23 protein-coding genes are annotated in these 23074 nt (G+C 63.9%); 15 read left to right on the top strand and 8 right to left on the bottom strand.

The genetic code is table 11. From position 1 onward, the window contains the following. Position 1 precedes the first annotated feature (1 nt). Positions 2 to 229, top strand: coding sequence for a DUF2274 domain-containing protein (locus V5F26_RS17490; protein WP_394055466.1), 228 nt, complete (start codon positions 2 to 4; stop codon positions 227 to 229). A 256-nt stretch (positions 230 to 485) separates the two neighbouring features. Here the strand turns inward: V5F26_RS17490 and V5F26_RS17485 are convergent, their stop codons facing one another. The 4 genes from V5F26_RS17485 to V5F26_RS17470 form a co-directional block, all read right to left on the bottom strand. Beyond that, a complete protein-coding gene (locus V5F26_RS17485; RefSeq protein WP_394947251.1) occupies positions 486 to 1385 on the bottom strand; it encodes a LysR family transcriptional regulator in 900 nt (299 codons plus the stop codon). A 78-nt stretch (positions 1386 to 1463) separates the two neighbouring features. Beyond that, complete coding sequence (locus V5F26_RS17480) at positions 1464 to 2576, bottom strand: alpha/beta fold hydrolase (RefSeq protein WP_394947252.1); 1113 nt, start codon at positions 2574 to 2576, stop codon at positions 1464 to 1466. 177 nt (positions 2577 to 2753) lie between these two features. Next, complete coding sequence (locus tag V5F26_RS17475) at positions 2754 to 4322, bottom strand: hydantoinase/oxoprolinase N-terminal domain-containing protein (RefSeq protein WP_394947253.1); 1569 nt, start codon at positions 4320 to 4322, stop codon at positions 2754 to 2756. Continuing rightward, a complete protein-coding gene (locus V5F26_RS17470; RefSeq protein WP_394947254.1) occupies positions 4319 to 5416 on the bottom strand; it encodes an S-methyl thiohydantoin desulfurase family protein in 1098 nt (365 codons plus the stop codon). Before V5F26_RS17470 ends, V5F26_RS17475 begins: the two co-directional genes overlap by 4 nt. Before the next feature lie 344 nt (positions 5417 to 5760). On the opposite strand from V5F26_RS17470, the gene V5F26_RS17465 reads away from it, so the two are divergent. From V5F26_RS17465 to V5F26_RS17435, 7 genes are all read left to right on the top strand, one after another. Further along, positions 5761 to 7386 carry an OPT family oligopeptide transporter gene (locus V5F26_RS17465; RefSeq protein ID WP_394947255.1) on the top strand — a complete coding sequence of 542 codons (1626 nt, stop codon included), beginning with the start codon at positions 5761 to 5763 and terminating at the stop codon, positions 7384 to 7386. A 122-nt stretch (positions 7387 to 7508) separates the two neighbouring features. Continuing rightward, positions 7509 to 8306 (top strand): helix-turn-helix transcriptional regulator, encoded by a 798-nt coding sequence (locus tag V5F26_RS17460; RefSeq protein ID WP_394947256.1) that lies wholly within the window; start codon positions 7509 to 7511, stop codon positions 8304 to 8306. Between the two features lie 357 nt (positions 8307 to 8663). Then, on the top strand, positions 8664 to 8996 hold the full coding sequence (locus V5F26_RS17455; protein WP_394947257.1) for a hypothetical protein: 333 nt from the start codon (positions 8664 to 8666) through the stop codon (positions 8994 to 8996). Positions 8997 to 9025: 29 nt separating this feature from the next. After that, positions 9026 to 9523: a Spy/CpxP family protein refolding chaperone gene (locus V5F26_RS17450; RefSeq protein WP_394947258.1), complete on the top strand. Its 498-nt coding sequence runs from the start codon at positions 9026 to 9028 to the stop codon at positions 9521 to 9523. 137 nt (positions 9524 to 9660) lie between these two features. Further along, positions 9661 to 10527, top strand: coding sequence for a CPBP family intramembrane glutamic endopeptidase (locus tag V5F26_RS17445; RefSeq protein ID WP_394947259.1), 867 nt, complete (start codon positions 9661 to 9663; stop codon positions 10525 to 10527). A gap of 223 nt (positions 10528 to 10750) precedes the next feature. After that, positions 10751 to 11545 carry a histidine phosphatase family protein gene (locus V5F26_RS17440; protein ID WP_394947260.1) on the top strand — a complete coding sequence of 265 codons (795 nt, stop codon included), beginning with the start codon at positions 10751 to 10753 and terminating at the stop codon, positions 11543 to 11545. An 87-nt stretch (positions 11546 to 11632) separates the two neighbouring features. Then, complete coding sequence (locus tag V5F26_RS17435) at positions 11633 to 12085, top strand: DUF2306 domain-containing protein (protein WP_394055448.1); 453 nt, start codon at positions 11633 to 11635, stop codon at positions 12083 to 12085. A 26-nt stretch (positions 12086 to 12111) separates the two neighbouring features. Here the strand turns inward: V5F26_RS17435 and V5F26_RS17430 are convergent, their stop codons facing one another. The 3 genes from V5F26_RS17430 to V5F26_RS17420 form a co-directional block, all read right to left on the bottom strand. Beyond that, positions 12112 to 12723 carry a Crp/Fnr family transcriptional regulator gene (locus V5F26_RS17430; protein ID WP_509210524.1) on the bottom strand — a complete coding sequence of 204 codons (612 nt, stop codon included), beginning with the start codon at positions 12721 to 12723 and terminating at the stop codon, positions 12112 to 12114. Positions 12724 to 12808: 85 nt separating this feature from the next. Continuing rightward, positions 12809 to 14134: an MFS transporter gene (locus V5F26_RS17425; protein ID WP_394947262.1), complete on the bottom strand. Its 1326-nt coding sequence runs from the start codon at positions 14132 to 14134 to the stop codon at positions 12809 to 12811. 137 nt (positions 14135 to 14271) lie between these two features. Further along, a complete protein-coding gene (locus tag V5F26_RS17420) occupies positions 14272 to 14988 on the bottom strand; it encodes an HAD family acid phosphatase (RefSeq protein ID WP_394947263.1) in 717 nt (238 codons plus the stop codon). 172 nt (positions 14989 to 15160) lie between these two features. Here V5F26_RS17420 and V5F26_RS17415 point away from each other — a divergent pair, with 172 nt between their 5' ends. From V5F26_RS17415 to V5F26_RS17390, 6 genes are all read left to right on the top strand, one after another. Next, a complete protein-coding gene (locus V5F26_RS17415; RefSeq protein ID WP_394055441.1) occupies positions 15161 to 15568 on the top strand; it encodes a DoxX family protein in 408 nt (135 codons plus the stop codon). Between the two features lie 26 nt (positions 15569 to 15594). Further along, positions 15595 to 15873, top strand: a complete 279-nt coding sequence (locus tag V5F26_RS17410) for a hypothetical protein (protein ID WP_394947264.1) — start codon at positions 15595 to 15597, stop codon at positions 15871 to 15873. A 109-nt stretch (positions 15874 to 15982) separates the two neighbouring features. Then, positions 15983 to 17638 carry an alpha-keto acid decarboxylase family protein gene (locus tag V5F26_RS17405; RefSeq protein ID WP_394947265.1) on the top strand — a complete coding sequence of 552 codons (1656 nt, stop codon included), beginning with the start codon at positions 15983 to 15985 and terminating at the stop codon, positions 17636 to 17638. 101 nt (positions 17639 to 17739) lie between these two features. Continuing rightward, positions 17740 to 18132: a VOC family protein gene (locus V5F26_RS17400; protein WP_394947266.1), complete on the top strand. Its 393-nt coding sequence runs from the start codon at positions 17740 to 17742 to the stop codon at positions 18130 to 18132. Positions 18133 to 18248: 116 nt separating this feature from the next. After that, a complete protein-coding gene (locus V5F26_RS17395; RefSeq protein ID WP_394947267.1) occupies positions 18249 to 19211 on the top strand; it encodes a DMT family transporter in 963 nt (320 codons plus the stop codon). 94 nt (positions 19212 to 19305) lie between these two features. After that, positions 19306 to 20724, top strand: a complete 1419-nt coding sequence (locus V5F26_RS17390; protein WP_394947268.1) for an MFS transporter — start codon at positions 19306 to 19308, stop codon at positions 20722 to 20724. Between the two features lie 89 nt (positions 20725 to 20813). On the opposite strand, the gene V5F26_RS17385 is transcribed toward V5F26_RS17390, so the two are convergent. Further along, positions 20814 to 21095 (bottom strand): DUF1127 domain-containing protein, encoded by a 282-nt coding sequence (locus V5F26_RS17385; protein ID WP_394947269.1) that lies wholly within the window; start codon positions 21093 to 21095, stop codon positions 20814 to 20816. A gap of 130 nt (positions 21096 to 21225) precedes the next feature. Here V5F26_RS17385 and V5F26_RS17380 point away from each other — a divergent pair, with 130 nt between their 5' ends. Beyond that, complete coding sequence (locus V5F26_RS17380; protein WP_394947270.1) at positions 21226 to 22740, top strand: AraC family transcriptional regulator; 1515 nt, start codon at positions 21226 to 21228, stop codon at positions 22738 to 22740. Positions 22741 to 23074: the final 334 nt, after the last annotated feature.

Genomic DNA, 23074 nt, shown 5'->3' with positions numbered 1-23074 from the left:
AATGACGAAGCTGAAGCTCTCAGAGCTCCACGACGACAAGCCGGTGAAGGTGACCGTGGAGTTACCGGCGAAACTCCATCGCGATCTTGTCGCCTATGCGCAGGTATTGGGCGGAGAGACGGGGAACCCGATCGCAGACCCCGTCAGGCTCGTCGCCCCCATGCTCGAACGCTTCATTGCGACGGACCGAGGATTTGCGAAGGCTCGGCGGCGCAGCGGCGGACAGTGACCTGAATCTGTCCCGTTCTTTGGTCTCGGATCCGGCGAGGGATAAGGGGCCTCCGGCCGCCGTGGCTGCGAGTGAGTTTGCGGGAAAAATCTCGGCGGAGGAAACGCAGGCAGAGTGCCCAGTAGCTCGGTTCAGGCTGCCGCCCCTCACACGACCTTTATATCCTGGCGCTGGAGCGCTTTGTCGCGACGGACAGCGGGTTCATGAGGGTACGTAAAACGCACAATGTCCCCTGATGCCATGACGTGCGAAATCATCAGGAGCTTTTCGCTGCGTTCCCTGACATTGCCTTGGCCATGCTTAGAAGGCGACGCAATGCCGGGTTATCGTTCTTCGGTGACCAGACGGCGCTGAAGAGGAGGGTCTCATCCCTTATCGGTCGGTATGAAACGCCGGGAATCCGCACGACGGTCGATGCCTCACTTATCACCGTCAGGCCATGCCCCAAAGCGACAAGAGGCAGCAGGTTGTCTCTCCCGACATGTTGGAATTGTATTTCTGATTCTCTGTTAAATTGTGAAATATGTCGAATAATATAATTCCGGACATCGCGGCCGGACGAAAGGTCGCTTACAATGAAGTTTTCTCCAATGAGCTCGGGCCAGCCCACCGCTCTTCGTCTTGTCAAAATGTGCTCTTGAGGTAAAACGATAAACGCTCGTTCCGTCCAGAGGCAAGCTGTGTCGCACCCCGACCATTCGGCAACCCCTGTAACGAACGCTACGTCGAGTTGGAAGTGGCGAATGGCCGCCATATGTTCACTCGGTCCGCCATCGATGAACTCTATGGTCACGCCAGAATGTCGCTCGTCATAAGCATGCAGGAGTTTAAGTAAAAATCCTGATGCTATTGAGGAAATAATTCCAATTTTTATGTGGCCATATTCTACTCTGCCTACGGCAGCCACTTCCCGTGCGCCGTCATCAATTTGCCGGAGTCCCTTATGGGCGCGTCGTATAAAGCATTGTCCAGCCAAAGTAAGTTGGACGCCTCCGCTATGTCGCTGGAAAAGAGCCGCTCCTAGCTGGTCCTCCAGGTCTCGAATTCGCCGACTGATGGCAGATTCCTGAATGCCAAGCGCCATCGCTGCGCCGCGGAAGCTCCCGTGCTCTGCCGCTGCTAGAAAATATTGAATATGACGAATTTCGATATTCAAATCTCAATTCTCGTTTGGTCCGAAATTTTGAAAGATATCTATGGTTGATGATGTGAGTTTAGCGGTGCGGGCCAATGCCTACTTTGAACAGAAATCATCTATTATCCGTCCCGACAGGCGGCCAGAAAGCCATTCCACTGCTGTGTTGGCTGCATCGCGCGCGATGAACGCATGCCCGACGCCCTGCAATGTCTCGTATCTCACCCGATTTCCATTGCGGCAGAGTGCCTTTACATAGGCATCCGTCACCGAAGGCCTCACCAGGCGGTCATCCGCGCCCTGGGCGACGAAAACGGGGATGTCGGGAGGCAATACGCCTGGCGTGTTGAGCGCGAGGAGCCGCTTCCAAGGTTCGGTGTCCGCAAGATTTCCCTCCGTGAGGAAGCCCCCCATGAGCGCGCGGGTTGGTTCCCTCCGGATCAGCACGTCGAACCAGCGTTCGATACACTCACCGGCCAGCTGGTCGATGACGGGGATCGCCGCCGGCTCCACCACGGATGTGATGGACGCACCGTAGTATCGCGACCACGACCAAAGCGTCATGGCGGTGATGTTGTTGCCGCCGCCCGTCCCCTGGTCATCACGCATCAGCGCCCCGAGGTCGGTGGCCGGAGCCGCAACCGCGATGCCCGCCAGGGCGAGCTCGGGAGCATATTGGCGGGCCAGGAGCCCCGCGAAAAGCGCGGCGTGCCCGCCCTGCGAATGCCCCCACACCGCGAAGCGACGGTCGGCTCCGGCGGTGGGAAGGGCCCGGGCGGCGCGAACCGAATCCAAGACGGCTCGTCCCTCACTGACGCCCACCAGATAAGGATGCACTTCCGGTGTGCCGAGGCCCGGATAGTCTGTGGCGGTAACCACATAGCCGCGCGCCAGCATGTCGCGGAGACCCTGCACGGATTCGAAGAAGACGTGCGCAAGCGACGGAGCGCAACGGCTTTCTATTCCGGTTGTCGGGTGGGCCCAGGCCACGACCGGCCGGCCGCCGGGTGGTGGCGTGCCTGGTGGAATGATGACGACCCCGGACACTGGGATCAGCTCGCCGGACCGACTTTCCGAGCGATAGAGTATCTTATATGCGGTGGCCCCGTCCGGGGCGCCCGGCATCGCTTCCGCCGAGATGATGGTGCCCGGTCCCTCGCGTGCCGATGAGGCCCATGTCCCGGTGCTGGCGCAGAGCAGGATCAGCACCATCGGACACATGCACAGGTTTCGGCTTATGCTGTGGAGGATCCGTGTCACATGGCGCCACGCGTTCTCGGCAGTTTGCATCATGCCCGCCTTTCATAGGGGAGGGAACGCGGGAGCAAGCTCAGGCTCGTTCGACAATCCGGGGCGTCGTCTGGCTTGGTGGATGCCGCTTCCCGGTGATCAGGATGGAACTTCGGCACGAACATCGGCCATGGCGATGTCTGCGATGACGCGAACACGGACCCGACGGGCATTGCCGGGAAGATAGGCAATGGGCAGATCCTCCATCTCCAGGGTCTGGAGGCTTGCCTGCTCCGCGCCGGCGGCGATCGCCCGTCGGGTGGCTTCCGCCTGCGCCCGGCCGAGGGCCTCCTCGCGGGTGAGGCCGGTGAAGATGCGGTCCACCTCGCCGCTCACCTGGGCGATGGCTGCGCCCACGGCATTGGCGACCGCATAATGGGGAACGCGCACGACCTGCGAGATGCCGGGCATCTGATCCGGCACCAGGAAGCTGCCGCCGCCCACGGCCAGCAGCGGCAGGGGCGTGGCATCGGTGCGCATCCGGTCCACGGCGTCGGCGATCATGTGCTCCATGCGCGCGAGGCCCTGCGCCACGAGCGGTGGAGACAGCCCGGCGAGCTTGCCGCGATCTCCAAGGTCGAGCCGCCCGGCGGCCACCGCCACGTCGGATGCGGTAAGGGTCTCCCCGCCGAAAACGAGAGCCTTTTCCGGCAGCCGAAACCCCACGCTGCCGGGGCCGATGTGCTGTCCATCCGGGGAGATCTCGGTGCCGCCGCCAAGGCCGATGGAGAGGAGGTCGGGCATGCGGAACAGGGTGCGAACCCCGCCGATCTCCACCGCCGCATTGGCTTGGCGCGGAAAGCCCGCCTTCAGGCAGCCCACGTCGCTGGTGGTGCCGCCCACGTCCACCACCAGCGCGTCCGCGATGCCGGAGAGAAAGGCCGCGCCCCGCATGGAATTGGTGGGGCCGGAAGCGAAGCAATAGACCGGATGGCTCTCCGCCACCGAGCCCTGCACGATGGTGCCGTCGTTCTGCGTGAGGAACAAAGGCGCGTCGAGGCCGCTGTCGGCGATGGCTGCGGTGAAGGCGGCCGTGGTGCGCCGCGCAAGGCTCTGGAGGCCGGCATTGAGCAGGGCCGCATTCTCCCGCTCCAGCAGGCCGATGCGGCCGATCTCGTGGGAAAGGGTGATGCGCGCGCCGCTCACCTCCTCGCTCACGATCTGGGCCGCCTCCCGCTCGCATTCATCGGTGAGCGGGGAGAAGACGCTGGTGATGGCGATGGCGGTGCGCCCAGCCTCGGCCATGCGTCGTGCCTCGGCGCGCACGGCCGCGCGGTCCAGCGGCACCAGGGATCGCCCGTCATAATCATGCCCGCCACGCACCATGTGCACGGAGCCGCCCATGGCCTCGGCAAGATCCGCCGGCCAGCCGATGAAGGGTGGCAATCCCGCATTGGCGGGAAGGCCGATGCGCAGCGCCGCCACCTTGTCGAGCGCGCGCCGCTCAATCACCGCATTGGTGAAATGGGTCGTGCCGATCATCACCGCGTCGATGCGGGGCGCGGTCGGGAGGGACGCTGCCTGCGCCATCAGATCGGCAAGAGCGCGGCGCACGCCGTCCGATACATCCGCGGTGGTGGGGCTCTTGACCGCGGACAGCACCTTGTCGCCGTCGATGAGGACGGCGTCCGTGTTGGTTCCGCCAACGTCGATGCCGATGCGGCTCATCCGCGGGTCTCCTTGTTGCCATCGAACACGCTGCGGAAATCCACGTCGTAGCCGAAGGCGCGGGGCCCCACATGGGCAAGGCCCTCCGGCGAGCGGTGGATCGCCGGCGCAGGCAGAGCGATCACCGTCACGCGCTGGCCGAAGCGCAGGCTCTCCGTGCCGATGGCCTCGCCCGTGACGGCATCCAGCACGCAGATGAGGTCGGGGGTGGTCACCGCCACCGCCCCATCACGCCGGCCGATGGTGAATTCGTTCTGGAACGCGATCTCGAACGTGGCGCCTTCATCCGCATCGAGACCGTCGAGGCGCACATCACCGCGCAGAAAGCCTTCCGTCGTCTGGCGCTGTACGTCCGCCACCTTGCCTCCAAACAGCCGGATGCCGGCGGCCGCGCGCACCGTGGCTTCGACCGGGTCCTCGTGGGCGGCGCGGGCGCGGTGCACCTCGCGGCCGAGGGCGATGGCCTGCGACAGGGTGCGCAGAACGGCGAAGCGCTTGATCTCGGCCCCCGTGCGGGGCGCCTGGCAGGTGGTGGCGACCGATCCGAACTCGGTGCACACCTTCCGGCGCACGCGCTCCATCTCGTGCCAGCCGGCGGCCCGGGTGATGAGCACCGCATTGTCGCGCACGTCCGCCACAGCGTGCGGAACCATGTTCAGCCCGGCGATGGAGAAGCTCTGCATCTGCGCCTCGGGATAGGCGCGGCCCATGGCATCGGCATCCACCACCGGCAGGCCGCATGCGGCCGCCACCAGCAGCGGCTGGAAGGCGTTGCACCCGCCGACTTCCACGCTCATCACCGCGCGGAACGGCTGGCGAAGATAATCCTCCATGACGCGCACGGGCTTGAGCGCAAAGTCGGCATCGGTCATGCGCTCCTGGAAGACGAGCGGCGCCCCCATGGTGGACACCACGGCGACAAGGTCGTTGTCGTCGAGCTCATCGGGGTCCATGAGCGTGATGCGGCCGCCCTCGTCATGGAAGCGCCGCACGCCCAGATACGAGGCATAAGGCGATCCGCCGCCGCCCGTGCCGAGGATCCAGGCGCCGGTGGCGAGGAATTCCAGTTCATCGGTCTTCAGCAAGCGAGGCAATGGCCGCTTCCTTCCTGGAGGGCAGGCAAGCGCCCGTCCGCCCAAAGGAGGGGGAAGGGCGCGATGGGCTAAAGGCGTCGGGCGAAAGGCTGCCCGCGATCGGCAAGCCAGGCATCCCCAGAAGTAATGACGTGAAACATGGCGGGCTCCGCCTCAGCACGCGAGCTTCACGGCGATCCCCAGATGTGGTGATGCGACCCGGATATCATCCGCCTAATGTGCGTGGGTGGGGTGGAGCCGTTCGGGCGTCGTGCGCGCCAGCATTCGCGCCGTTTTTCCCATCAAATGGTGCCTTTGCCCGCCAGATTTCGTCTCCCAGCCCCCGGGGCCTTTGAACGCGCATCATGAACGACAGCGTCAACGTCGAACCCGAACAGCAGGCGGTCCATCCCCGAGCGATATCGGCCGCTCTCCTTCTCCCCATCGTGGCGGTTTCGGCCGCCGGCGCGCTGATCGGCCTCGACCTGATCGCATCGCTTGGCATCACACCGAACACGTCCGTCATCGGCGCCATGGCCGCCATGACGTTGGGGCGCATCCCGCTGGCGGCGTTTACCGGCTACCGTTCGCCGCATGCGCAGAACCTGGTGCAGAGCGCCATGTCCAGCGCCACTTTCGGAGCAGCCAACAGCCTGCTGCTGCCCATCGGCATTCCTTTCCTTCTCGGCCGGGCGGACCTCATCGCGCCGTTGTTCGCCGGCGTGGCCATGGCGATGATCATCGACGCGATCATGCTCTATCGCCTCTATGGCACTGCGATCTTTCCGGCCGAAGGAGCTTGGCCGCCCGGGGTTGCCGCAGCCGAGGTGATCCGGATGGGGGATTCTGGCCGCACGGCAGGCCGCACGCTGGCCCTCGGCGGTGGTGTTGGCCTGGCGGGTGGGGTCTTGGGGCTGCCCATGCTCGCTTTCGGGGTCGCGTTCATCGGCAGCGTGCCAGCCCTGTCCGCCTTCTGCGCCGGGCTGTTGGCGAAAATCCCCGGCGGCTGGCTCGCTGCGGGTGGGGGTGCCGCCTGGATCCAGCGCCTCGGCGTCGATCCCACGTTGCTGCCGCATGGCATGATGATCGGCGCGGCGCTCGTTGCTCTTGCGCAGATCGCCCCCCACCTCAACCCCGATGCCACCGGAGCCGTGGGCGCGGGGGTACCTCGCCGGCCGGGCCGAACGCTCATGGGTGGGGCGGCGGCGTTCGTTGCCGTTGCGGCGTTCATCGCTGTTGCCGGGGGCCTCGCGGCTGGGCTCGATCCGTGGATGCTGGCGGCCTTCGTCGTGTTCGCCGCAGTGGCTGCGCTCGCCCATGAGCTGGTGGTGGGGCTGGCGGCCATGCAGAGCGGCTGGTTTCCCGCTTATGCGCTCGCCCTCGTGACCTTGATGCTGGGCCTCCTGGCGGGCTTTCCGCCCCTGGCGCTCGCCTTGCTCACCGGCTTCACCGCAGCCACGGGGCCATGCTTCGCCGACATGGGCTACGACCTGAAGGCGGGGACAATCCTGCGGGCGGGCTGCGGGCCGGCGTTCGAGCTGGAGGGGCGGCGCCAGCAGTTGCTCGCCACTCTCGTCGCCTTCGCCGTCGCCGTTCCCATTACGGCCCTCGCGTGGCCGAGCCTGTTCGGAAGGGGCCTCATTCCACCCATCGACCGCGTCTATGCGGCTGCCATCGACGCCGGAGCGCACCCGCAGACGCTGGCGAGCCTTGCTCTGTGGGCTCTTCCCGGCGCCTTCGTCCAGTGGATCGGTGGTGCGCGCCGGCAGCTTGGGGTCATGCTGGCCACCGGGCTGCTGCTGGGTGATCCGGGCGCCGGGCTTGCTGTCCTCACAGGCCTTGCCCTTCGCCTCATCTGGCTGAAATGCCGGCCATCACGCCAAGAGGCGTCTCGGGAGGCGCTCCAGGCCTTCGGTGGTGGTGTGATCTGTGCCGATGCCGTCGTTTCGGTGGTTCAGGGGATGTCCATCGGCGTGCTTCGTGGTCGCTGAGGCGCAGCACGCCACGAGGGGCCGTATCGAAGGGCCCCGCAAAACTTCATGTAGTTGAATGACAGTGCCGTGCGTTCCGGGATTGGCTCCCCACAAGCCTGATCACCGGAACAAGAGTCGCGATGCACGAAGGACGCCTCCGTCATGACCTGGATCCGAATGCAGCGGACGGCGATGAAGTCGTGCTTGAGCTGGAGGATTGGCTGTGGGCCGACGCCAGCGTGCTGCCCCCTGACACCCCATTTCACCGACATGGCCCCGTGGTTACGGCGATCACGCGGAACGCCGTGAGCGTACTCGGTCTGTGTATCGTCGTCGTGGATTCGCGGCTGCGGGTCCTTTATGCCAGCGCTGCCAGTCGAACCCATGCCACTCGCCCTTACGCCGGCTTTGTCATGACCCGGCGCCTGCGTGCCGGTGGGACCTACCTGTCATTGGGAACCCGAGCGGATACGCTGGAGCTGCGGCGTTTGGTTGCCGCAGCCATCTCGGAGGGACCGACCAGCGAGGCCAGCGAGCCTCCCAACCCGTTCCATCCCTTATGCTGCCCACGCAGCATCTGTCTCATTTCGCCGATCGCTGGCGGGTTGGTCGATCCACTGATGGGCGCACGCTTCCGAAATGCGGCACTCCTGATCTTCAAGCCGTTCGCGGCGATCCCGAAGCCGCCTCCCATGCTCCTGCGCACCCTGTTCCGCTTCACGCAGGCTGAAGCGGAAGTGGCGAGCGATCTGGTGGGGGGAATAAGTGCCGAAGAGGTCGCACGGCTGCGTAACGTCAGGCTCGATACCATCCGCTCACAGATCCGGTCCATCCTGTCGAAGTCTGGGGCCCCGAACCTGCGAGCTTTTGAGAACAGGATCGGGAGCGTCATGGTCATGCTCCCTCCGGATTCCGCCGGGCTCCCCAAGGAGGGCTGAATGCCCAAAGAGAGGCTGACCTGCCGCGTCGCCTTTTGGTGCTCGCACGCAGGGATCGTCGGAAGGTCCGCGCAGCTTGCCTGCGGCGTCGTATATCAACACTTCTGGTGATGACGGCACCTTGCTGGCCCCTGCATGAAGGCAGGGTGATCGATCTTCGCTCCAGGTCTTGCTGAACCGTGTTGCTGCACGGTCCATCGCTGCGCTGGGCGGGACGCGCCGCAGGTGCAAACGCCGGTCTTGAGCATCGCGATGACGGGCGCCTTGTTCGCCGTGACCTCTCGGATGTGTCGACGCGATGTTGGCGGCGAGCGTTGGCGGAGCAGGAATGATGCAGACGACGGAAGGGATTGTCGCATGGCAGGTCATTTATTGAAGGCGGTTACCGCCGCTGGACTTCTCGTCGCCTCAGGGCTTTCGGCAGCGGCGCTGCCGCTGCCTGCCCCGATGCTCACTGACGCGCCGGCGCAGGTTACGCCCGTCGCCGATGGGTGTGGTGGAGGTTGGTATCGTGGCCCCGGTGGCGCCTGCCACCGTTTTGGCTTCGGGCCGAATCCGGGCGGGTATTTCGGCCCGTATAATGGTGGCGCGCCCTGGAATGGCTGCCCTCCCGGCTATTGGCGGGGCCCTTGGGGGCATTGCCGCAACACCCCCTTCCACGGCCGCCTGCCCGATGGAAACTGGCAGTAGGTCACGCGCTCTCATTGCGGAGAATGAACATGAACCTCATCAAGTCCGCCCTGTGCGCGACGTTCTGCGGTGGTCTGCTGCTGGCCGCCTCCGTCGCTCAGGCGCAAAATGCCCCGCAAGAAACCCAGATCATCGAGATCTACTCCGATGCTGATGCAAATGCGGTCCTCAACGCGCGTCTTGCCGCACTCAAGACCGTGCTGGAGCTGACGCCGGCGCAGGATAAGCTTTGGGCGCCGGTGGAAGCCTCGATCCGCAAGATCGCTGCGGATTCGATGGCCCGCGGCAAGAAGCGGGCGGAGGCTAAGCCGCCATCCGACTTTCTTGAAGCGCTCGAGCGGATCGGCGAGGCCGAGGTCATTCGCGGCCAGGATCTCAAAGCCTTCGTCAGCGCGACACGTCCGCTTGTCGCGTCGCTCTCAGATGTTCAGAAGCACCGGATGCCTGCTTTTCTTGGGATGGTTGCCGACGCTCAGTCTCCACTGGCGACACGATCTCTGTGGCTGTTCGAGGAAGAAGAGCGGTGATGACGAAGGCGTGATCTGCCTTTACATCACCGCGTTGGCCACAAACAGCTTCGGCATCCATGAGATGCCGAAGTTTAATTAAACTTAATTACGATAAATAAATTAAGTAATATTGAAATATTCCGGGTCTCTGACATATGATTTCCGAATTTCCATATCTAACTGCGCTTCTGATGCTCAGCGCGGCCCTGGCCTGGCTTCCATCTGCGTTTGCATTTGCCGGGGCGTTGACGGCTATCACCTACGTCACAGCCGCCGTCCTGGGTTACGTTCAGCCACTGGGCCTTCTCGCAGTTGTGCTATGCATGCTGATGGCTCATATCTGTAGCCGTTCTATTCGGATAACGAATGAAAAAATAGCAAAAATATCATTTTTCATATTATGCATTGCTTTGTCTGTTCACGTGTTTCCTGGATTTCAAAATCCAATTCTCATTGGTCCGGTTCAGTTCAGCCCAGATGCCTATCCGTTCAAGATGTACATCAACTCGGATAAGGCTGCTGTGGGGCTTTCGATATTTCTGTTCTATAGGCCGCTCCGCAGGGGGGAGGGCATTCAAACATCATTGGCTTGGGCCGCCGCCGGCGCCTTCGCGACTGTCCTTGTGCTCCTGCCGCCGGCTCTCTTGTTCAAGGCCGTGGTTTGGGAGCCGAAGCTGCCGCCGGAGTTCGGCCTGTGGGCACTGAATAATCTCCTGCTTGTCGCCTTCACCGAAGAGGCCTTGTTCCGAGGTTTCCTGCAGTCAAATCTAGCGCGCTGGTTTGAAAAATATTCCATGTCGCAATGGAATGCGTTGGGATTTTCTGCCGTAACTTTTGGAATTATGCACTACTCCGGAGGTCCTATTATGGTTGTGTTCGCGTCGGTTGCGGGTGCTATTTACGGCTATGCCTTTCGTAAGGGTGGCCTCCTTGCATCGACACTCGCTCATTTTGGCTTCAATGCGGCCCACCTTCTTCTCTTCACCTACCCGCTCCGGATGATCCCGTCTGCTACCTGGTAGGGCGTGTATCGCGCCGAATGTCGTGATGATGGGCGCTTGCGCAAGTCAGCGCGACGGCGAGGGCTTCGACGCAGATCCCATCCCGCCTCTGCAACCGTCGCGTCAGCATTGCACGGCATTCCATAGTACTCATGTCATGAACGCCTTTGCCATCCCAGTAGAAAGCCGTAGCGCTTCGATACGGTCCCTGGTTGCGCCGACGAGGGAGGGGCGATGTCCCCACATGCGCTGGCTTGAAAAATGGTGCTCACCACCTGCGAAAGTCATCTCAATGACAAGCCTACGTACCGATAGCACGCTGTTGCCCAGGCTATGCGTTCTGATTCTTTTGGTTGCATGGGGCGCCGCTGCGTTTGGCGTCACTGAGGCCGCGGCAGCGCCCGCACGCATTATTATCCTTCGCCACGGTGAGAAACAGAACCTGCTGTCTCTGTGTGGCGTTGGTCGGCAGCGGGCAGAGGCGCTCGCCGCGCAATATCTTGGTCCGAGGGCATCCAGGAGCCTTCTCAATGGCGCTCGACCGGCGGCCATTCTCGCCATTACCTTGCACACGCTGGAAACCGCGCAGCCCATCGCTGCGGCATGGAACATGAGTGTTGCCGCGAACCCGCTCATGCTCACGCCGTTTCACCCCGAAGTCCTGCTCAATGCGCGAACCGCCGCGGTGGCCCGGGACCTATTGGACAATCCGCGTTGGCACGGACAGACGGTGGTCATGGTGTGGGAGCATCTCCATATCGCCAGCGCGCGGCTGGAAGAGGCCTTCCCGGGCCAGAGGGTCACGCTTCGGCAACTTCTGCACCTCGATCAAATGAGTGGTGCGGCCCGTCGCGTGCCAGGGACCTGGCCGGATGACACCTATGATTACTTCTGGATTCTCGATTATGACAGCCCGGCATTGACAGTGCCGTCGCGCTTCAGCTTGGTGCGCCAAGTCTTCTGGCCCCCTTTCGAGGACCTGCCCTCCAACGGTTGGGGGCGGCCCGAGCCGCGCTCCACCAAGTTCGGTTGCCTCTGATGGATGAGGCAAAAGACTGTTGTCGGCGGGGAAACGGGTGGCGGCGTTGCCGGCGGAATAGCGGCAGTTTAGACGCTCTGAGTATCCATGGTCAGCGCCGTGACGCGAATTCTGCGCGACGCACAGCTGGGAGGCGTCATGACACTTGAACCGCTTCTTGATGCCTCGGCGGCAATCCGCATTCACGCGTTTTCCGCCGTCGCCGCATTGGCTGTCGGCATGATCCAGCTGGCTGCGCCCAAGGGGACAGTTCCCCATCGGCTCGTGGGCTGGGTCTGGGCGGTTTTGATGGCCTGCGTGGCGCTATCGTCCTTCTTCATCCATCAGATGCGCTGGATTGGCCCCTTCGGCCCCATTCACCTTCTCTCGCTTTACGTTCTCTTTGCCCTCCCTCTGGCGCTCCTGCATGGGCGCAGGGGCGACATCGGCCCTCATGCCAGAGGCATGCGCGGGCTGTTCTATGGGGGCCTCGTGCTGGCGGGGCTCTTTACCTTCTGGCCCGGACGCATCATGCATCAGGTCTTGTTCGGGGCACCGTGAGCTGCGCTCGCGGCTGGAGCGGAGCGCTAACGGCCCACATCCTCTCCCGGGCTGACGAGAAGGCCCGCGGCTCTGGCCCGCGCCGACACTTTCTCAGTCCTTATCTCCCGTTCCGCCCTTTGCTTGAGGGTGGAGAGATATTGCGGCGTGATATCGAGATAGGCGGCGATCAGATGCTGGGGGATCGATCGCCATGCCTCCGGCAGCTCGCAGGAGAGCTCTGCGTAGCGCTGCCGCGCGGTCTTCGAGCGCAGCGACATATGCCGCTGTTGTTTGCGTTGGAACATCTCCTCCGTCGTCCGCGTTGCCAGGCGCTCCCAACCCGCATGACGCTCCACGGCTGCGTGCCGCAGGTGATAGGGCAGGACCGTGAGCCGACATGGAAGGACGGCCTCGAACACCACCTCGGAGGGGAGGCCCTTGGTCGCGCTGTCCAGGGCCAGGGCGACGCCGCCTGTGAAGATGAAGTCCAGCAGGATCTTGCGCCCATCCGGCGATAAGGCGAACACCTGCAGGATGCCCTCATCGAGGAATCCGATCTCGTGCTCGGCCTGCCCTATGGTGCAGAAGACGCCCCCGCGCGGCAGGAAGCGCGGCCTGGCGTGGGCGAGGAGCCAGTCGAGCTCTGCCGGAGGCAAGTCCGTTCGTCGCAGAATGAAATTGTTGAGTGTAGGCATCGCTGAATATGCTCTGGATCGCAACGGTGACACCGATGCTACCTTATTACCTGAAAATAGACGACGGGTTATCTTTCGTCGCCGTGTTGCGGGCCAGAGCCTGCCGACGTGCCGAAGACGCCGAAAGCACCAGAAGCAGTGACAGGCCGGCGACCACGATCTGATAGACTGCCGGCATCATGGGGCTGCCCGTCCGTGCGACCAGCCACGACACTGTGAGCGGTGCGAGGCCTCCGAAGGCCAATACCGAAAAATTATAGCAAAGCGCCACGCCTGTGGTCCGCACTTTGACCGGGAACAGCATGGCCAGCAATCCAGGGTGACAGGCGGAAATGAAGGCGAGAAAGGCGGTCGCGACAAGCTGCGCCGCCATGAGCCGCTCGAAATCGGGCGCGCCGGTCAGCCAAGCGTAAAGGGGCCATGTCAGCGCGGCGAAGATCGCGGTGGACCATGAAAAAAGGCGAAAGGCGCCGAGCCGATCCCCGAGCCAACCGGCCAGGGGGTAGAGGCACACGGCCAGTGCGCCGGACGCAGAGGCGCTCAGCAATGCGTCCGTCCGCGTCAGGTGAAGCTCATGCACCACATAGACCACCAGATAGCTGTGCCAAAGATAGGCGATGGCGGTGCCCACGGCGATGAGACCGATGCCGCACCGAAGCGCAGGCGCCTCGGTGCGCAATGCGCGGAGCACACTGCCAGCCGCAAGGCTCTTCGAGACAGGGGCGCAAAATTCCGGAGTCTCTGCGACGCGCCAGCGCAAGTAGAGCCCGACAGGCCCGATGATGGCGCCGGCTGCGAAGGGAATACGCCACCCCCAGGTGCCGAAGGCGTCCGGCGTCAGGTTCTGCTCGAGCGCAAAAATGAACAGCGATGCGGCCAGAATGCCGACGCCCTGCGCGCACATCTGGAAGCTGCCGTAGAACATGCGTCGGCCGGGCGGGGCGTGCTCCACCAGGAACGTCGCGGAACCGGCGAATTCGCCGCCTACGGAGAGCCCTTGCACGATCCGCGCGGCAACGACGAGAAGGGGGGCGGCGATGCCGATCTGGTCATAGGCTGGCGCCAGCGCGAGGAGCAGGCTGCCCCCGGACATCATCCCCATCATCACAGCGAGCGCGCCGCGGCGTCCGGCCTTGTCCGCATAGAGCCCCAGCAGAACCCCTCCGATGGGCCGGACGGCAAAGCCGACCGCAAAGGTCGCGAAGGCCAGGATGAGGCCGGAACCCGGCGCGTGATCGGGAAAAAATGCGACCGCGATCGATCCTGCGAGCAGGCCGTAGCTGAGAAAATCGAACCATTCGAGCCCGTTTCCGATGGCCGAGGCGATGATGGTGCGTGCTTTCGATCCCCCGGAGGAGGATGAGCCGAACATGATCTACTCCCTACTTGCCGCAGGAACGAACTTGGTTCCGAGGGGGCCGCCACAAGGGTGACGCCTCCTGCTCGTGCGGCCCGCAATGTGTGTGGCAGCCCTGTGGGCGTTCTGGTCCCGCCGCGCGCGGGCGCTCGTCATGGCACGCGGTAGAAAGGATTGGGCAGGAGAAAGATTTTCTCGGCGTGACCACCCAGAAGATCGGAGGGTTGGTCACCCACATTGGCGATGATGGTGTAGCCATCCTTTTCCAGTCGCGACCGGATGGGCGTCTTGAAGTCGGCCGCCGATGCGAAACGCGCGCCATCGGGCGTCATGTACATGGCCTCGTACCCAGAAAAGCCGGCGGTTCGCAGGTTCGTCTCGGTCGCGGTCCGTTGGCTTTCGGGACGGCCGGTGATGAATACCACAGCGATACCGAGCTCCCGGGCGCGTCTGAAGAGATCCAACACCGGCGTAATGGCCACATCGGACGCCAGCATGTCCCAGGCGGCCCAGCCGCAGGGATCGGTGCCACCTGCAAGGCACGGTCCACCGATGGGCCGGCCAAAGTCATCACGCCGGATGACCTCCCAATTCGACAGAGCCGTTTCGTCGATATCGAGCACTACAGCAGGCCGGGGGCTGTGGGGCGCTGCGTCATTGATCCACGCTATTGCAGCACGCGTGACCGCTGACAGGTCGCGCTCATAGGCTGCGCTGCCGTGATATGCGGCAGCGGCGCGAATGGCATCGCCGACATTGAGGGGCTGCGCAGGCGGTGCCACGAACAAGCCATTCACCGTTTGAGCGAACGCAGCCGGCGGCGGCGCTATGCCCGCGATCATCACCAGCGCGACGATGCGCGCCATCATCCATCGACCCACCAACATGCCTCCTGATCCGTAAAGATCGCCCGCGCAGCGAACGGCGCCAACATGCGGCGGCAGGGATGAGAGCACATCATTACTTCTGGTGATGACGAGGGCCTTTCCTCAAGCGAAGGAGACAGGCGAGACCATCCCGGCGCAACAGATCAAGTTAAAGATGCAAAATATTCTCGATACAATTCTTGGTGCCGCAGTTGTGCGGCTTGTCGCACGCGTCTTGTTGACGTTCGTCTTTTGGAGCGCCGGCCTCGCCGCGCTCCTCTCGTTCCCTTCCTGGGTAGAGGAGATGGCGCATTTCGGCCTGGAGCCGGCGCCGGTCTATGGCGCTGCGACTGCCGCGTGGCTTCTCATTGGATCGGCCATGATCATTCTGAACCGCGCGGCCTGGCTGGGCGCGGCATCCCTCATCGTCTTCACGGTGCTGACAATACCCATCGCGCATGGGTTCTGGACGATGCCCGAGCCGGAGCGGACCGCGCATTTTCATGTGGTCATGGAGCACATTTCTCTGATCGGTGCGCTCCTGGCGGCGGCGATCCTCTGCCAGGACCGGAAAGCGAAATAATTCCGCGGAAATATACGGAGATCATCATGGATGATGCGCGGATGAACCGTCGACGCCTCGCGGCGCTGGCCGCCGGAGCCGCAGTGCTCGGAACAGTGGGCGTCGCAACTCGCGCCGAGGCGTATCAAGGCAACATGGAGAGGGCGCTTTCATCCCTTTATGACGCCCTGGCCGCCCTGCGCGAGGCGTCATCGAACAAGGGCGGCCACCGCATGAAGGCCATGGCTCTCATTCAGCAAGCGATCGAACAGACGCAGGCTGGTGTCGAGTATGCCGACGAACATGGCGGCGGTGGTGCTCAATAGCGCCGTGTGACGCGAGCCATGCCGCATGCCTTGCGGCGTGGGCCTTCCCCACCGAAGTGTGCCCCGTGCCCTTCAGCCCCTCAGACAGCATTCCGAGGCGAAGCACCCCATGTCCGCCACAGTGATCCAGCATGTGCTCAATCGGCTGAAAGATATTGGAATTGATGACGTCTTCGGTGTGCCGGGCGATTATTCATTCTCGGTCTGCGATGCCGTGCTCGCGGATCCGCAGTTGCGCTGGATTGGCTGCTGCAACGAGCTCAATGCGGGCTATGCGGCCGACGGCTATGCCAGGGTCAAGGGCGCGGCTGCGCTGTCCACGACCTACGGCGTGGGAGAGCTCAGCGCGATCAACGCAGTCGCTGGCTCCTATGCCGAGCACCTCCCCATCTTCCATCTGGTCGGCACCCCGCGCATGTCGGTGCAGACGGCCCGTGCCATCATGCATCACACCCTTGGCGATGGAGAATACAGCCTCTTTCGGCGCATGTGTGAACCGGTGGTGGTCGCCCACGCCGTGATGACACCCCAGAATGTTGCCTATGAAACAGAACGGCTGATCCACGAGGCGCTCTACCATCGCCGGCCCGTGTACATGGCATTCCCGGCCGACCTTGCGGAGCAGCCGGTTCTCGGTGCCGCGTCGCCGGTATCGCCCTCACGAAGCGACCCGGCAGCGCTCCAGCGAGCAGCACATGCGATCATCGAGGCGCTCGAGGCGTCGACGGCGGCCTGCCTTCTGCCGGGCATCCTTGTTGCCCGTGCGGGCTTCTCGTCCCTCCTGCAAAGGCTCGTGGACGGCAGCGGCTTGCCGTTCGCATCCATGGCGATGGACAAGGGAGTGCTCGATGAGGATCAGCCTGCATTCATCGGGATGTATGACGGCGTCCTCATGAATGAAAGCGTCGGTGCTTTTGTGGAGGGGTGCGACCTCGTCCTCGCGGTCGGCGCCTTGATGAGCGATTTCAACACCGGAGCCTTCACCGCCAGGCTCGATCCGGCAAAAATGATCCAGGTCGGCCATCATCGGACGAGGGTCGGCGGCGTGCTCCACCAGAATGTGGAGATGGACGAGCTGATCGTCGAGCTGACGCGCCGTCTCACACACCGCTCATGGGTTCGTCCTGATGTGCCGGAGCGTTCCCCCGCGATGAAGGCGACGAAGCCGATCGCCGATGCTCCGATCACGGCGGAGGCCCTCTATGCCCGCTGGGCGGATTTTCTGCGCCCCGGCGATCAACTGGTGGCCGAGACGGGGACCATCTCCATGGGCCTCGCATTCGCGGCCCTGCCGAGGGGGGCGAGCTTCCACAATCAGACGCTGTGGGGCTCCATCGGCTGGGCCACGCCGGCGTCCGTTGGCATCGCGGTCGCGGCGCGGGAGCGGCGCACCATCCTCGTGACGGGAGATGGCTCGCATCAGCTCACGGCACAGGAAATCGGCCTGTTCGGCCGCTTGGGGCTGAAGCCCATCGTCTTCGTGCTGAACAATTCCGGCTACCTGATCGAGCGTCTTCTCTGCCGCGACCCTGACGCCGCCTATAACGACGTCGCGCCCTGGCGCTACACGCAGCTTCCCCAGGCACTTGGCTGCGAAGGTTGGCTGACTGCTCGCGTCTCGACCATTGGGGAGCTCGATGCGGCGCTCATCGCTGCCGAAACGGGCAATCAAGCGGCCTATATCGAGGTGGTGACAGGCCCTTATGAGGCCTCTCCGCTCGCGCGCAAGCTGCACGATGCTCTTGCGACGCTCTACCCCAAGTAAGTTCTTCCAAAAGTAAGTTCGACCAAAAGCAAGCTCTATCCCAAGCCATGCGCCGAGTGACACGCGGCAGACCAACGCCCCATAGACCAGCAGGAGATCGCATGTCCGAGACGAGCGAACCTCATTTCAACGCCGTTACCGTCAACCACATCGCCATCACGGTTTCCGATCTCGCCCGGTCAAAGGCCTGGTATTGCAGGATGTTTGGGCTTTCGGTGATCCAGGAAAGCGCCGAAAGCGTGCTGCTTGGGTTCGGCGAGAGCATGTTGGTGCTCCGCACCGGCGAAAAGCCCGGCACGATCTCCCACTTCATGTTCGGTCTCGCTGCATATGACGCCGAGCGGATCGAGGCGCAGCTGAAGGTCGAAGGTCTTGATCCCCAGAAGGATTCGGACAGCTTCCATGTCCGCGATCCGGATGGGCTCGACGTTCAGCTCGGGGACCGGATGCTCGGGCTTCAGGGGTTCGTGGAAAACGGCTTCAAGATGAAGTGAAGCCCCGCGCCGCGACGGTGTGCGCAGATCGCGGCCGTCGCGTGGCGGACTGCTCCCGGAGACCGCGAGGCAAGTCCTACCTCTCTTTGAAATCATGCGCTTCCAGGAGTTCCGGTATGTGGATCGCTCGGGGCATGGCGGCCGCTACAATTGTGCTTTGGGCGGCCAACTACATCTGGAGCAAGGAACTTCTCGCCTGGCTCGATCCGGTCGCCGCGGCTGAGGCGCGCTTCAGCCTGTCCGCGGTGGTGCTGCTGGCCCTCGCCGCGCCCGGCGGCGGCCTCCTTGCTGCCTTCCGGGCACATTGGCGCGGTTATCTGGCGCTGGGCGGCATCGGTATTTCACTCTACCAGTTGCTGCGTTTCGTCGCGCTGGACCACATGACTGCGGTGAACGGCGCCGTGGTCATGGCGCTGACGCCCGTGCTCACCATGGCGGGGGCCGCAGGGTTTCTGGGTGACGCGTTTGGGTGGCGTGCCGGAATGGGGATGCTCATCGCTGTTGCTGGGGCTTTGCTCGCGGTGCTGGGTGACAGTCCCGCAGGCCTTGCTGGCCTCACGCTCGACCTCGGCGAGCCCATCGCGTTTGCCGCTGCGATCTGCATGGCGTTCTACACTGTCGCGGCGCGCCGGCTGTTGCCCTCAGACGTGCCGGTGATGACCAACACCGCCTTGGTGATTGCCACGGGCACGCTCCTTCTTCTGCCCTTCTGCGTGCTGGGTGGGCCGCCGCGTGGAGCGCCCACGCGCGATGCTGTGGTGGCCTTGGTCGGCGTGGCGCTTGGCGCCACAGTGCTGGGCTACATATTCTGGAACCGGGCCGTGCAGGTGCTCGGCGTCAGCGAGCCGAACCTGCTCTACAACTTCATTCCCGTGCTGACCATGATCATGGTCGCGCTGCGAGGAACATCGCCCTATCCGGCGCAGGTCATCGGCGGCCTCCTGGTGGCGGCTGGGGTCACGCTTTCAGTTTGTGCCCGACGCCCGCAACGGGTGGAGAAGCCAGGACCTGAGCAGTACGTTCGACCTTCCCTCGAAGAAGTGGACCATCGCCGCGCGCCGCAGTCCGCGGACCGGTGATGTTCGCGGACGGGGTTCGACCGGCAACCCTGTTTTGCTTGAGAAGACCACCCAAAGACCATGGAAGCGCATTCTCGCGATAAAGGAGGCATTCATGGACGAGAGACATCAAGACGCTCTCAATGCCTCCGCACTGCAGGGTGGCTTCACCGATGCGCCCTCACGGATGACCATCGTCGGCTGGGTGCTCTTCGATCCCGCATGCCAGCCATTCTTTACCCTTGTGACCACCTTCGTCTTCGCATCCTATTTTGCGCATGTGGTGGTGGGAGATGGCGCGCGAGGCCAGGCCCTTTGGGGCTATGCCGCCGGCGGCGCGGGTCTCCTCGTTGGAGTGCTTTCCCCCTTTCTCGGAGCGCTCGCAGATGCCACGGGGCGCTACAGATCCGGGATGGTGGCCTGCGGCCTGATGCTGGTGGGCGGCTCCGCGGCCCTATGGCTCGCGGTGCCCGGCGCGCCGGGCACCGTGCCGCTGGCCCTCATCGCATTCATGGTGGCTCTTTTCGGCGCGGAGTGCGCGCTGATGTTCGCCAATGCGCTGATGCCAGCGCTGGTCGCGCCGCATCGGCTCGGGCGCCTCTCGGGTCTCGGTTGGGCCGCGGGCTATCTGGGCGGGCTGACCGCCCTCGGCATCGTTCTGTCGTTTCTCGTGGCGGACCCCACGACGGGCCGGACAGCGTTCGGCCTGCAGCCGTTTTTCGGTTCCGATGCCCACGCGGGTAGCGGCCCCCGCATCGTCGGACCGTTTTGCGCGGCATGGTTTATGCTGTTCGCGGCGCCCTTGTTCCTGTGCCCCTGCGAACGGTCCCGCCGCCTGCCGCCCCCGCAGTCACTCGGAACTGTAATCGCGCGCCTCAGGGGCAGCGTCCGGCGGATACGCCGTGACGCGGAACTCTTGCGCTTCATGGTGGCACGCATGCTTTATGCGGACGGTCTCGCTGCCCTTTTCACCCTCGGCGGGATCTATGCCGCCGGCACCTTCGGATGGGGCCCGGCGCAGACAGGGATCTTTGGCGCCCTCATTCTTGTTGCCGGCATCTTCGGCGCGCTGGCTGGCGGCGTGCTGAATGACAGGATCGGCGCGCACGGCGTCATTCTCGGATCCATCGGCGCTCTTTTGTGCGCGCTCCTGGGCATGCTCTCGCTTGAACGCGATGCGCTGCTGTTTGGTCTCGTTCAGATGGAGCCGTCTGCCGGGGACTTCAAATCACCGCAAGAGCGGATCTTCCTGGCGCTGGGGCTCGTCGTGGGCGTGGTCGCGGGGCCCCTCCAATCCTCATCGCGCGTCCTTTTGGTCCAAATGGCTCCAGCCGGGCATATGGGCGCGCATTTCGGCCTGTTTTCCCTGTCCGGGCGCGTGACGTCATTCATGGGCCCGACCTTGGCCGCGCTTCTGACCGCTCTGACGGCAAGCCAGAAGGCCGGAATGACTGTGCCGATCCTTCTGATCGCAGCCGGAGGCTGGCTGCTGTGCCGAAGGGATGAGAGCGGCAGGGGAGGGGCGCGAGCGTGAGCATCCTGCCGCGGGAAGAGAACCAAAGGTGCCACCCTCGCCGGTGGGGCCCGGCGCGGGTGGCATTGTTCCATCTTTGCTCTCGCCGCTCATTCGGCCGGCCGGTCGAGGTGGCGTTCCCGGGCGGCATGGGCCAGTTCCGCGGTGGGATTCCTGTAGACGGGCGTGAGCCGGGCCCGTTCGACATCCGAGCGCGCCAGCCCGAGATCGGCAAGCCGCGCGTCGTCGAGATCGGCGATCTGGTGGAAGGCCTTCCAACCGTTCAGGACATTGACGAAGCGGACCAGGGCGGAACCCAGCATCCTGGCGTTGCGCGAGGCGGCATCCCGCATCGTCGTCGCCTGCGGGAAGGGCATATGAGCCATCGACATGATCGGTCTCCTGAAACATCCAGGCTTCTGCCTGATCGATGTGGCCATTGTCCGCTTCCGGGCTCCGGGAAGCCTGCCGGCTTAAGCCATCGCGCCTGTCGCTTTTTGACATTCAGCGAAGGGAGGTCGGATGCCTGAGAGACATCCGGAGATTCCTCCGGGCTTCCTGGGGAGCGTGCGCAGGACGGTCGCGGGCGGGCGCATCCAGATCGACCATTGCCATGCCGAAATGGAGTTCGATCTCATCTTGCGGGGATCCGGTCGCTACCTTGTGGGCGAGCAGATGCTGGAATTGCGGCCGGGCACCCTCGTGTGGCTGGTCCCGGACGTCCGGCATCGCCTCGTTCGGGCGCCCAATCTGGAAATGTGGGTGGTGAGCCTGGCGGCCCAGCTCGCGCCTGCGGAATGGACGGCACAGGTCGAAGCTCAACCCACTTATGTTCTGGACGGCGATCAATTGATCGACCTTGATCGTCTCCTCGGTCAGATCGCACAGGATTTCGATGATCCTCAAGCTTTCAATGCCGGCCTCGCCTATGCCATCGCGCGCGCCGTTCGCGCATGCCGCGCGAGCGAGACTGCGATACTGCGATCGGTCCATCCCGCAGTCGCGCGCGCCCTGCTGGTCATTCGCGAACGGCCGGCGGGCATCTCATTGTCGGATGTAGCACGGGAAGTCGGCGTGGCGGCGTCCTATCTCAGCCGCCTGCTGATCACCGATACCAACAGAAGCTTCGTCGAATGGCGCAATCGGGCGCGGCTGGAGCATTTCTTCAGGACCTACCGGGCCGGCTCCAATCTTCTCACCGCCTGCCTCGACGCCGGTTTCGGCAGCTACGAGCGTTTCCACGTGGTGTTCAAGGACATGGTCGGCTGCTCTCCCAGCGCGTGGGCCGCCAAGGGAGAAGGTGTGAGGGCGAATGTCGAGGCGCTGACCAGCGACGGCGCCTGGGAGTTCGGGCCTCCGGCGGCGGACAATCTTCTTGCCCAGCGCACCTGGGCGCGGCTGATCGTGCCCGAGCTTGCTCCGGTGGGAACCTGCCTTTCGGGACGCTTCCTGAGCCTGTTGCTCGAGGCATCCGGAACCGTCGAGATGCCCAGCCCCGACCTGCCGTGCTTCGAGTGCTCGTGCCTGATCGAAGAGATGGCACAGTTCGGCGCGCAGCTCGAAGCACGTAATCTCGCGCTGGCGCGGGACTTTCGTACGATGCTCGGAGCGCCGCACGATGTCTATGGAGTCTGCGCCGATATTCTTGAAGCCTTCGGCCTGTGCGCTGAAGATCTGGCCGATGTCGTCGCGGCTATCCTCGCCCTCTCCTGGACCATCGTCCACAAGGCCGGTGATCCCGGCCAGGGGCCGGTGCAGGCTCTTGCGCGCCAGGCGCGCCAAGCCTTGTTCCAAGCCTCGTCCCAAGCTTTGTTCCGGGTGGGGACCGCGGACGATGTGCCCGGCGCCCGCACCCTTCATGTGGCCCTGATCTGCCATTTCTTCGTGTTCTACCGCGCGATGGAGGCTGCCCGCGCGACCAGCGACGTGCGCATGCTGGAGCAGCTCAGTGGCGCCGTGCGTGGGTGGTGCGTGGCTGTCTTCGGCAATGACCTCGCCCGAACGGCGCTTGGCGCTTCCGGCCTTACGGAGACCTGACCTGTTGGCGCAGCGATGATCTTGGCCGAGCCGGGAGGCGCAATGACGTCCAGGCGCCCAACATCATGCCCACAACATCACGCTGATTTGGAGGGGTGGATCACCTTTTCTGGTGATGACCACGCGTTGCGCTCCCCTCTATCTCCGAGATCGGCCGCATCAGGCCGCTGTGAGCTCGGTTCCATTCTGGACCGGTAGGCGATCCGGAGAGCTTTCACACGTTGCACTTTTCGCGGATGGCGAACGAGCGAGCGCGGAGGGGCGCGATCTCTCCCCCATTGCTGTGATCGCCGGCCGATCCGCATGCGGCTCTCACAACGTCACGAGGGTCGTC

The organism is Xanthobacter variabilis (genome assembly GCF_043831965.2).
Taxonomy (GTDB): Bacteria; Pseudomonadota; Alphaproteobacteria; order Rhizobiales; family Xanthobacteraceae; genus Xanthobacter.
This window is presented reverse-complemented; position numbering and strand designations above follow the sequence as displayed.

What these genes read in the sequence shown, in the direction of transcription:
- V5F26_RS17450 (WP_394947258.1), top strand. Translation starts at nt 9,026, where the DNA reads ATGAACCTCATCAAGTCCGCCCTGTGCGCGACGTTCTGCGGTGGTCTG.
- V5F26_RS17445 (WP_394947259.1), top strand. Translation starts at nt 9,661, where the DNA reads ATGATTTCCGAATTTCCATATCTAACTGCGCTTCTGATGCTCAGCGCG.
- V5F26_RS17420 (WP_394947263.1), bottom strand. Translation starts at nt 14,988, where the DNA reads ATGATGGCGCGCATCGTCGCGCTGGTGATGATCGCGGGCATAGCGCCG.
- V5F26_RS17405 (WP_394947265.1), top strand. Translation starts at nt 15,983, where the DNA reads ATGTCCGCCACAGTGATCCAGCATGTGCTCAATCGGCTGAAAGATATT.
- V5F26_RS17465 (WP_394947255.1), top strand. Translation starts at nt 5,761, where the DNA reads ATGAACGACAGCGTCAACGTCGAACCCGAACAGCAGGCGGTCCATCCC.
- V5F26_RS17425 (WP_394947262.1), bottom strand. Translation starts at nt 14,134, where the DNA reads ATGTTCGGCTCATCCTCCTCCGGGGGATCGAAAGCACGCACCATCATC.
- V5F26_RS17390 (WP_394947268.1), top strand. Translation starts at nt 19,306, where the DNA reads ATGGACGAGAGACATCAAGACGCTCTCAATGCCTCCGCACTGCAGGGT.
- V5F26_RS17415 (WP_394055441.1), top strand. Translation starts at nt 15,161, where the DNA reads ATGCAAAATATTCTCGATACAATTCTTGGTGCCGCAGTTGTGCGGCTT.
- V5F26_RS17380 (WP_394947270.1), top strand. Translation starts at nt 21,226, where the DNA reads ATGCCTGAGAGACATCCGGAGATTCCTCCGGGCTTCCTGGGGAGCGTG.
- V5F26_RS17455 (WP_394947257.1), top strand. Translation starts at nt 8,664, where the DNA reads ATGGCAGGTCATTTATTGAAGGCGGTTACCGCCGCTGGACTTCTCGTC.
- V5F26_RS17490 (WP_394055466.1), top strand. Translation starts at nt 2, where the DNA reads ATGACGAAGCTGAAGCTCTCAGAGCTCCACGACGACAAGCCGGTGAAG.
- V5F26_RS17475 (WP_394947253.1), bottom strand. Translation starts at nt 4,322, where the DNA reads ATGAGCCGCATCGGCATCGACGTTGGCGGAACCAACACGGACGCCGTC.
- V5F26_RS17410 (WP_394947264.1), top strand. Translation starts at nt 15,595, where the DNA reads ATGGATGATGCGCGGATGAACCGTCGACGCCTCGCGGCGCTGGCCGCC.
- V5F26_RS17385 (WP_394947269.1), bottom strand. Translation starts at nt 21,095, where the DNA reads ATGTCGATGGCTCATATGCCCTTCCCGCAGGCGACGACGATGCGGGAT.
- V5F26_RS17480 (WP_394947252.1), bottom strand. Translation starts at nt 2,576, where the DNA reads ATGGTGCTGATCCTGCTCTGCGCCAGCACCGGGACATGGGCCTCATCG.
- V5F26_RS17440 (WP_394947260.1), top strand. Translation starts at nt 10,751, where the DNA reads ATGCGCTGGCTTGAAAAATGGTGCTCACCACCTGCGAAAGTCATCTCA.
- V5F26_RS17435 (WP_394055448.1), top strand. Translation starts at nt 11,633, where the DNA reads ATGGTCAGCGCCGTGACGCGAATTCTGCGCGACGCACAGCTGGGAGGC.
- V5F26_RS17460 (WP_394947256.1), top strand. Translation starts at nt 7,509, where the DNA reads ATGCACGAAGGACGCCTCCGTCATGACCTGGATCCGAATGCAGCGGAC.
- V5F26_RS17395 (WP_394947267.1), top strand. Translation starts at nt 18,249, where the DNA reads ATGTGGATCGCTCGGGGCATGGCGGCCGCTACAATTGTGCTTTGGGCG.
- V5F26_RS17400 (WP_394947266.1), top strand. Translation starts at nt 17,740, where the DNA reads ATGTCCGAGACGAGCGAACCTCATTTCAACGCCGTTACCGTCAACCAC.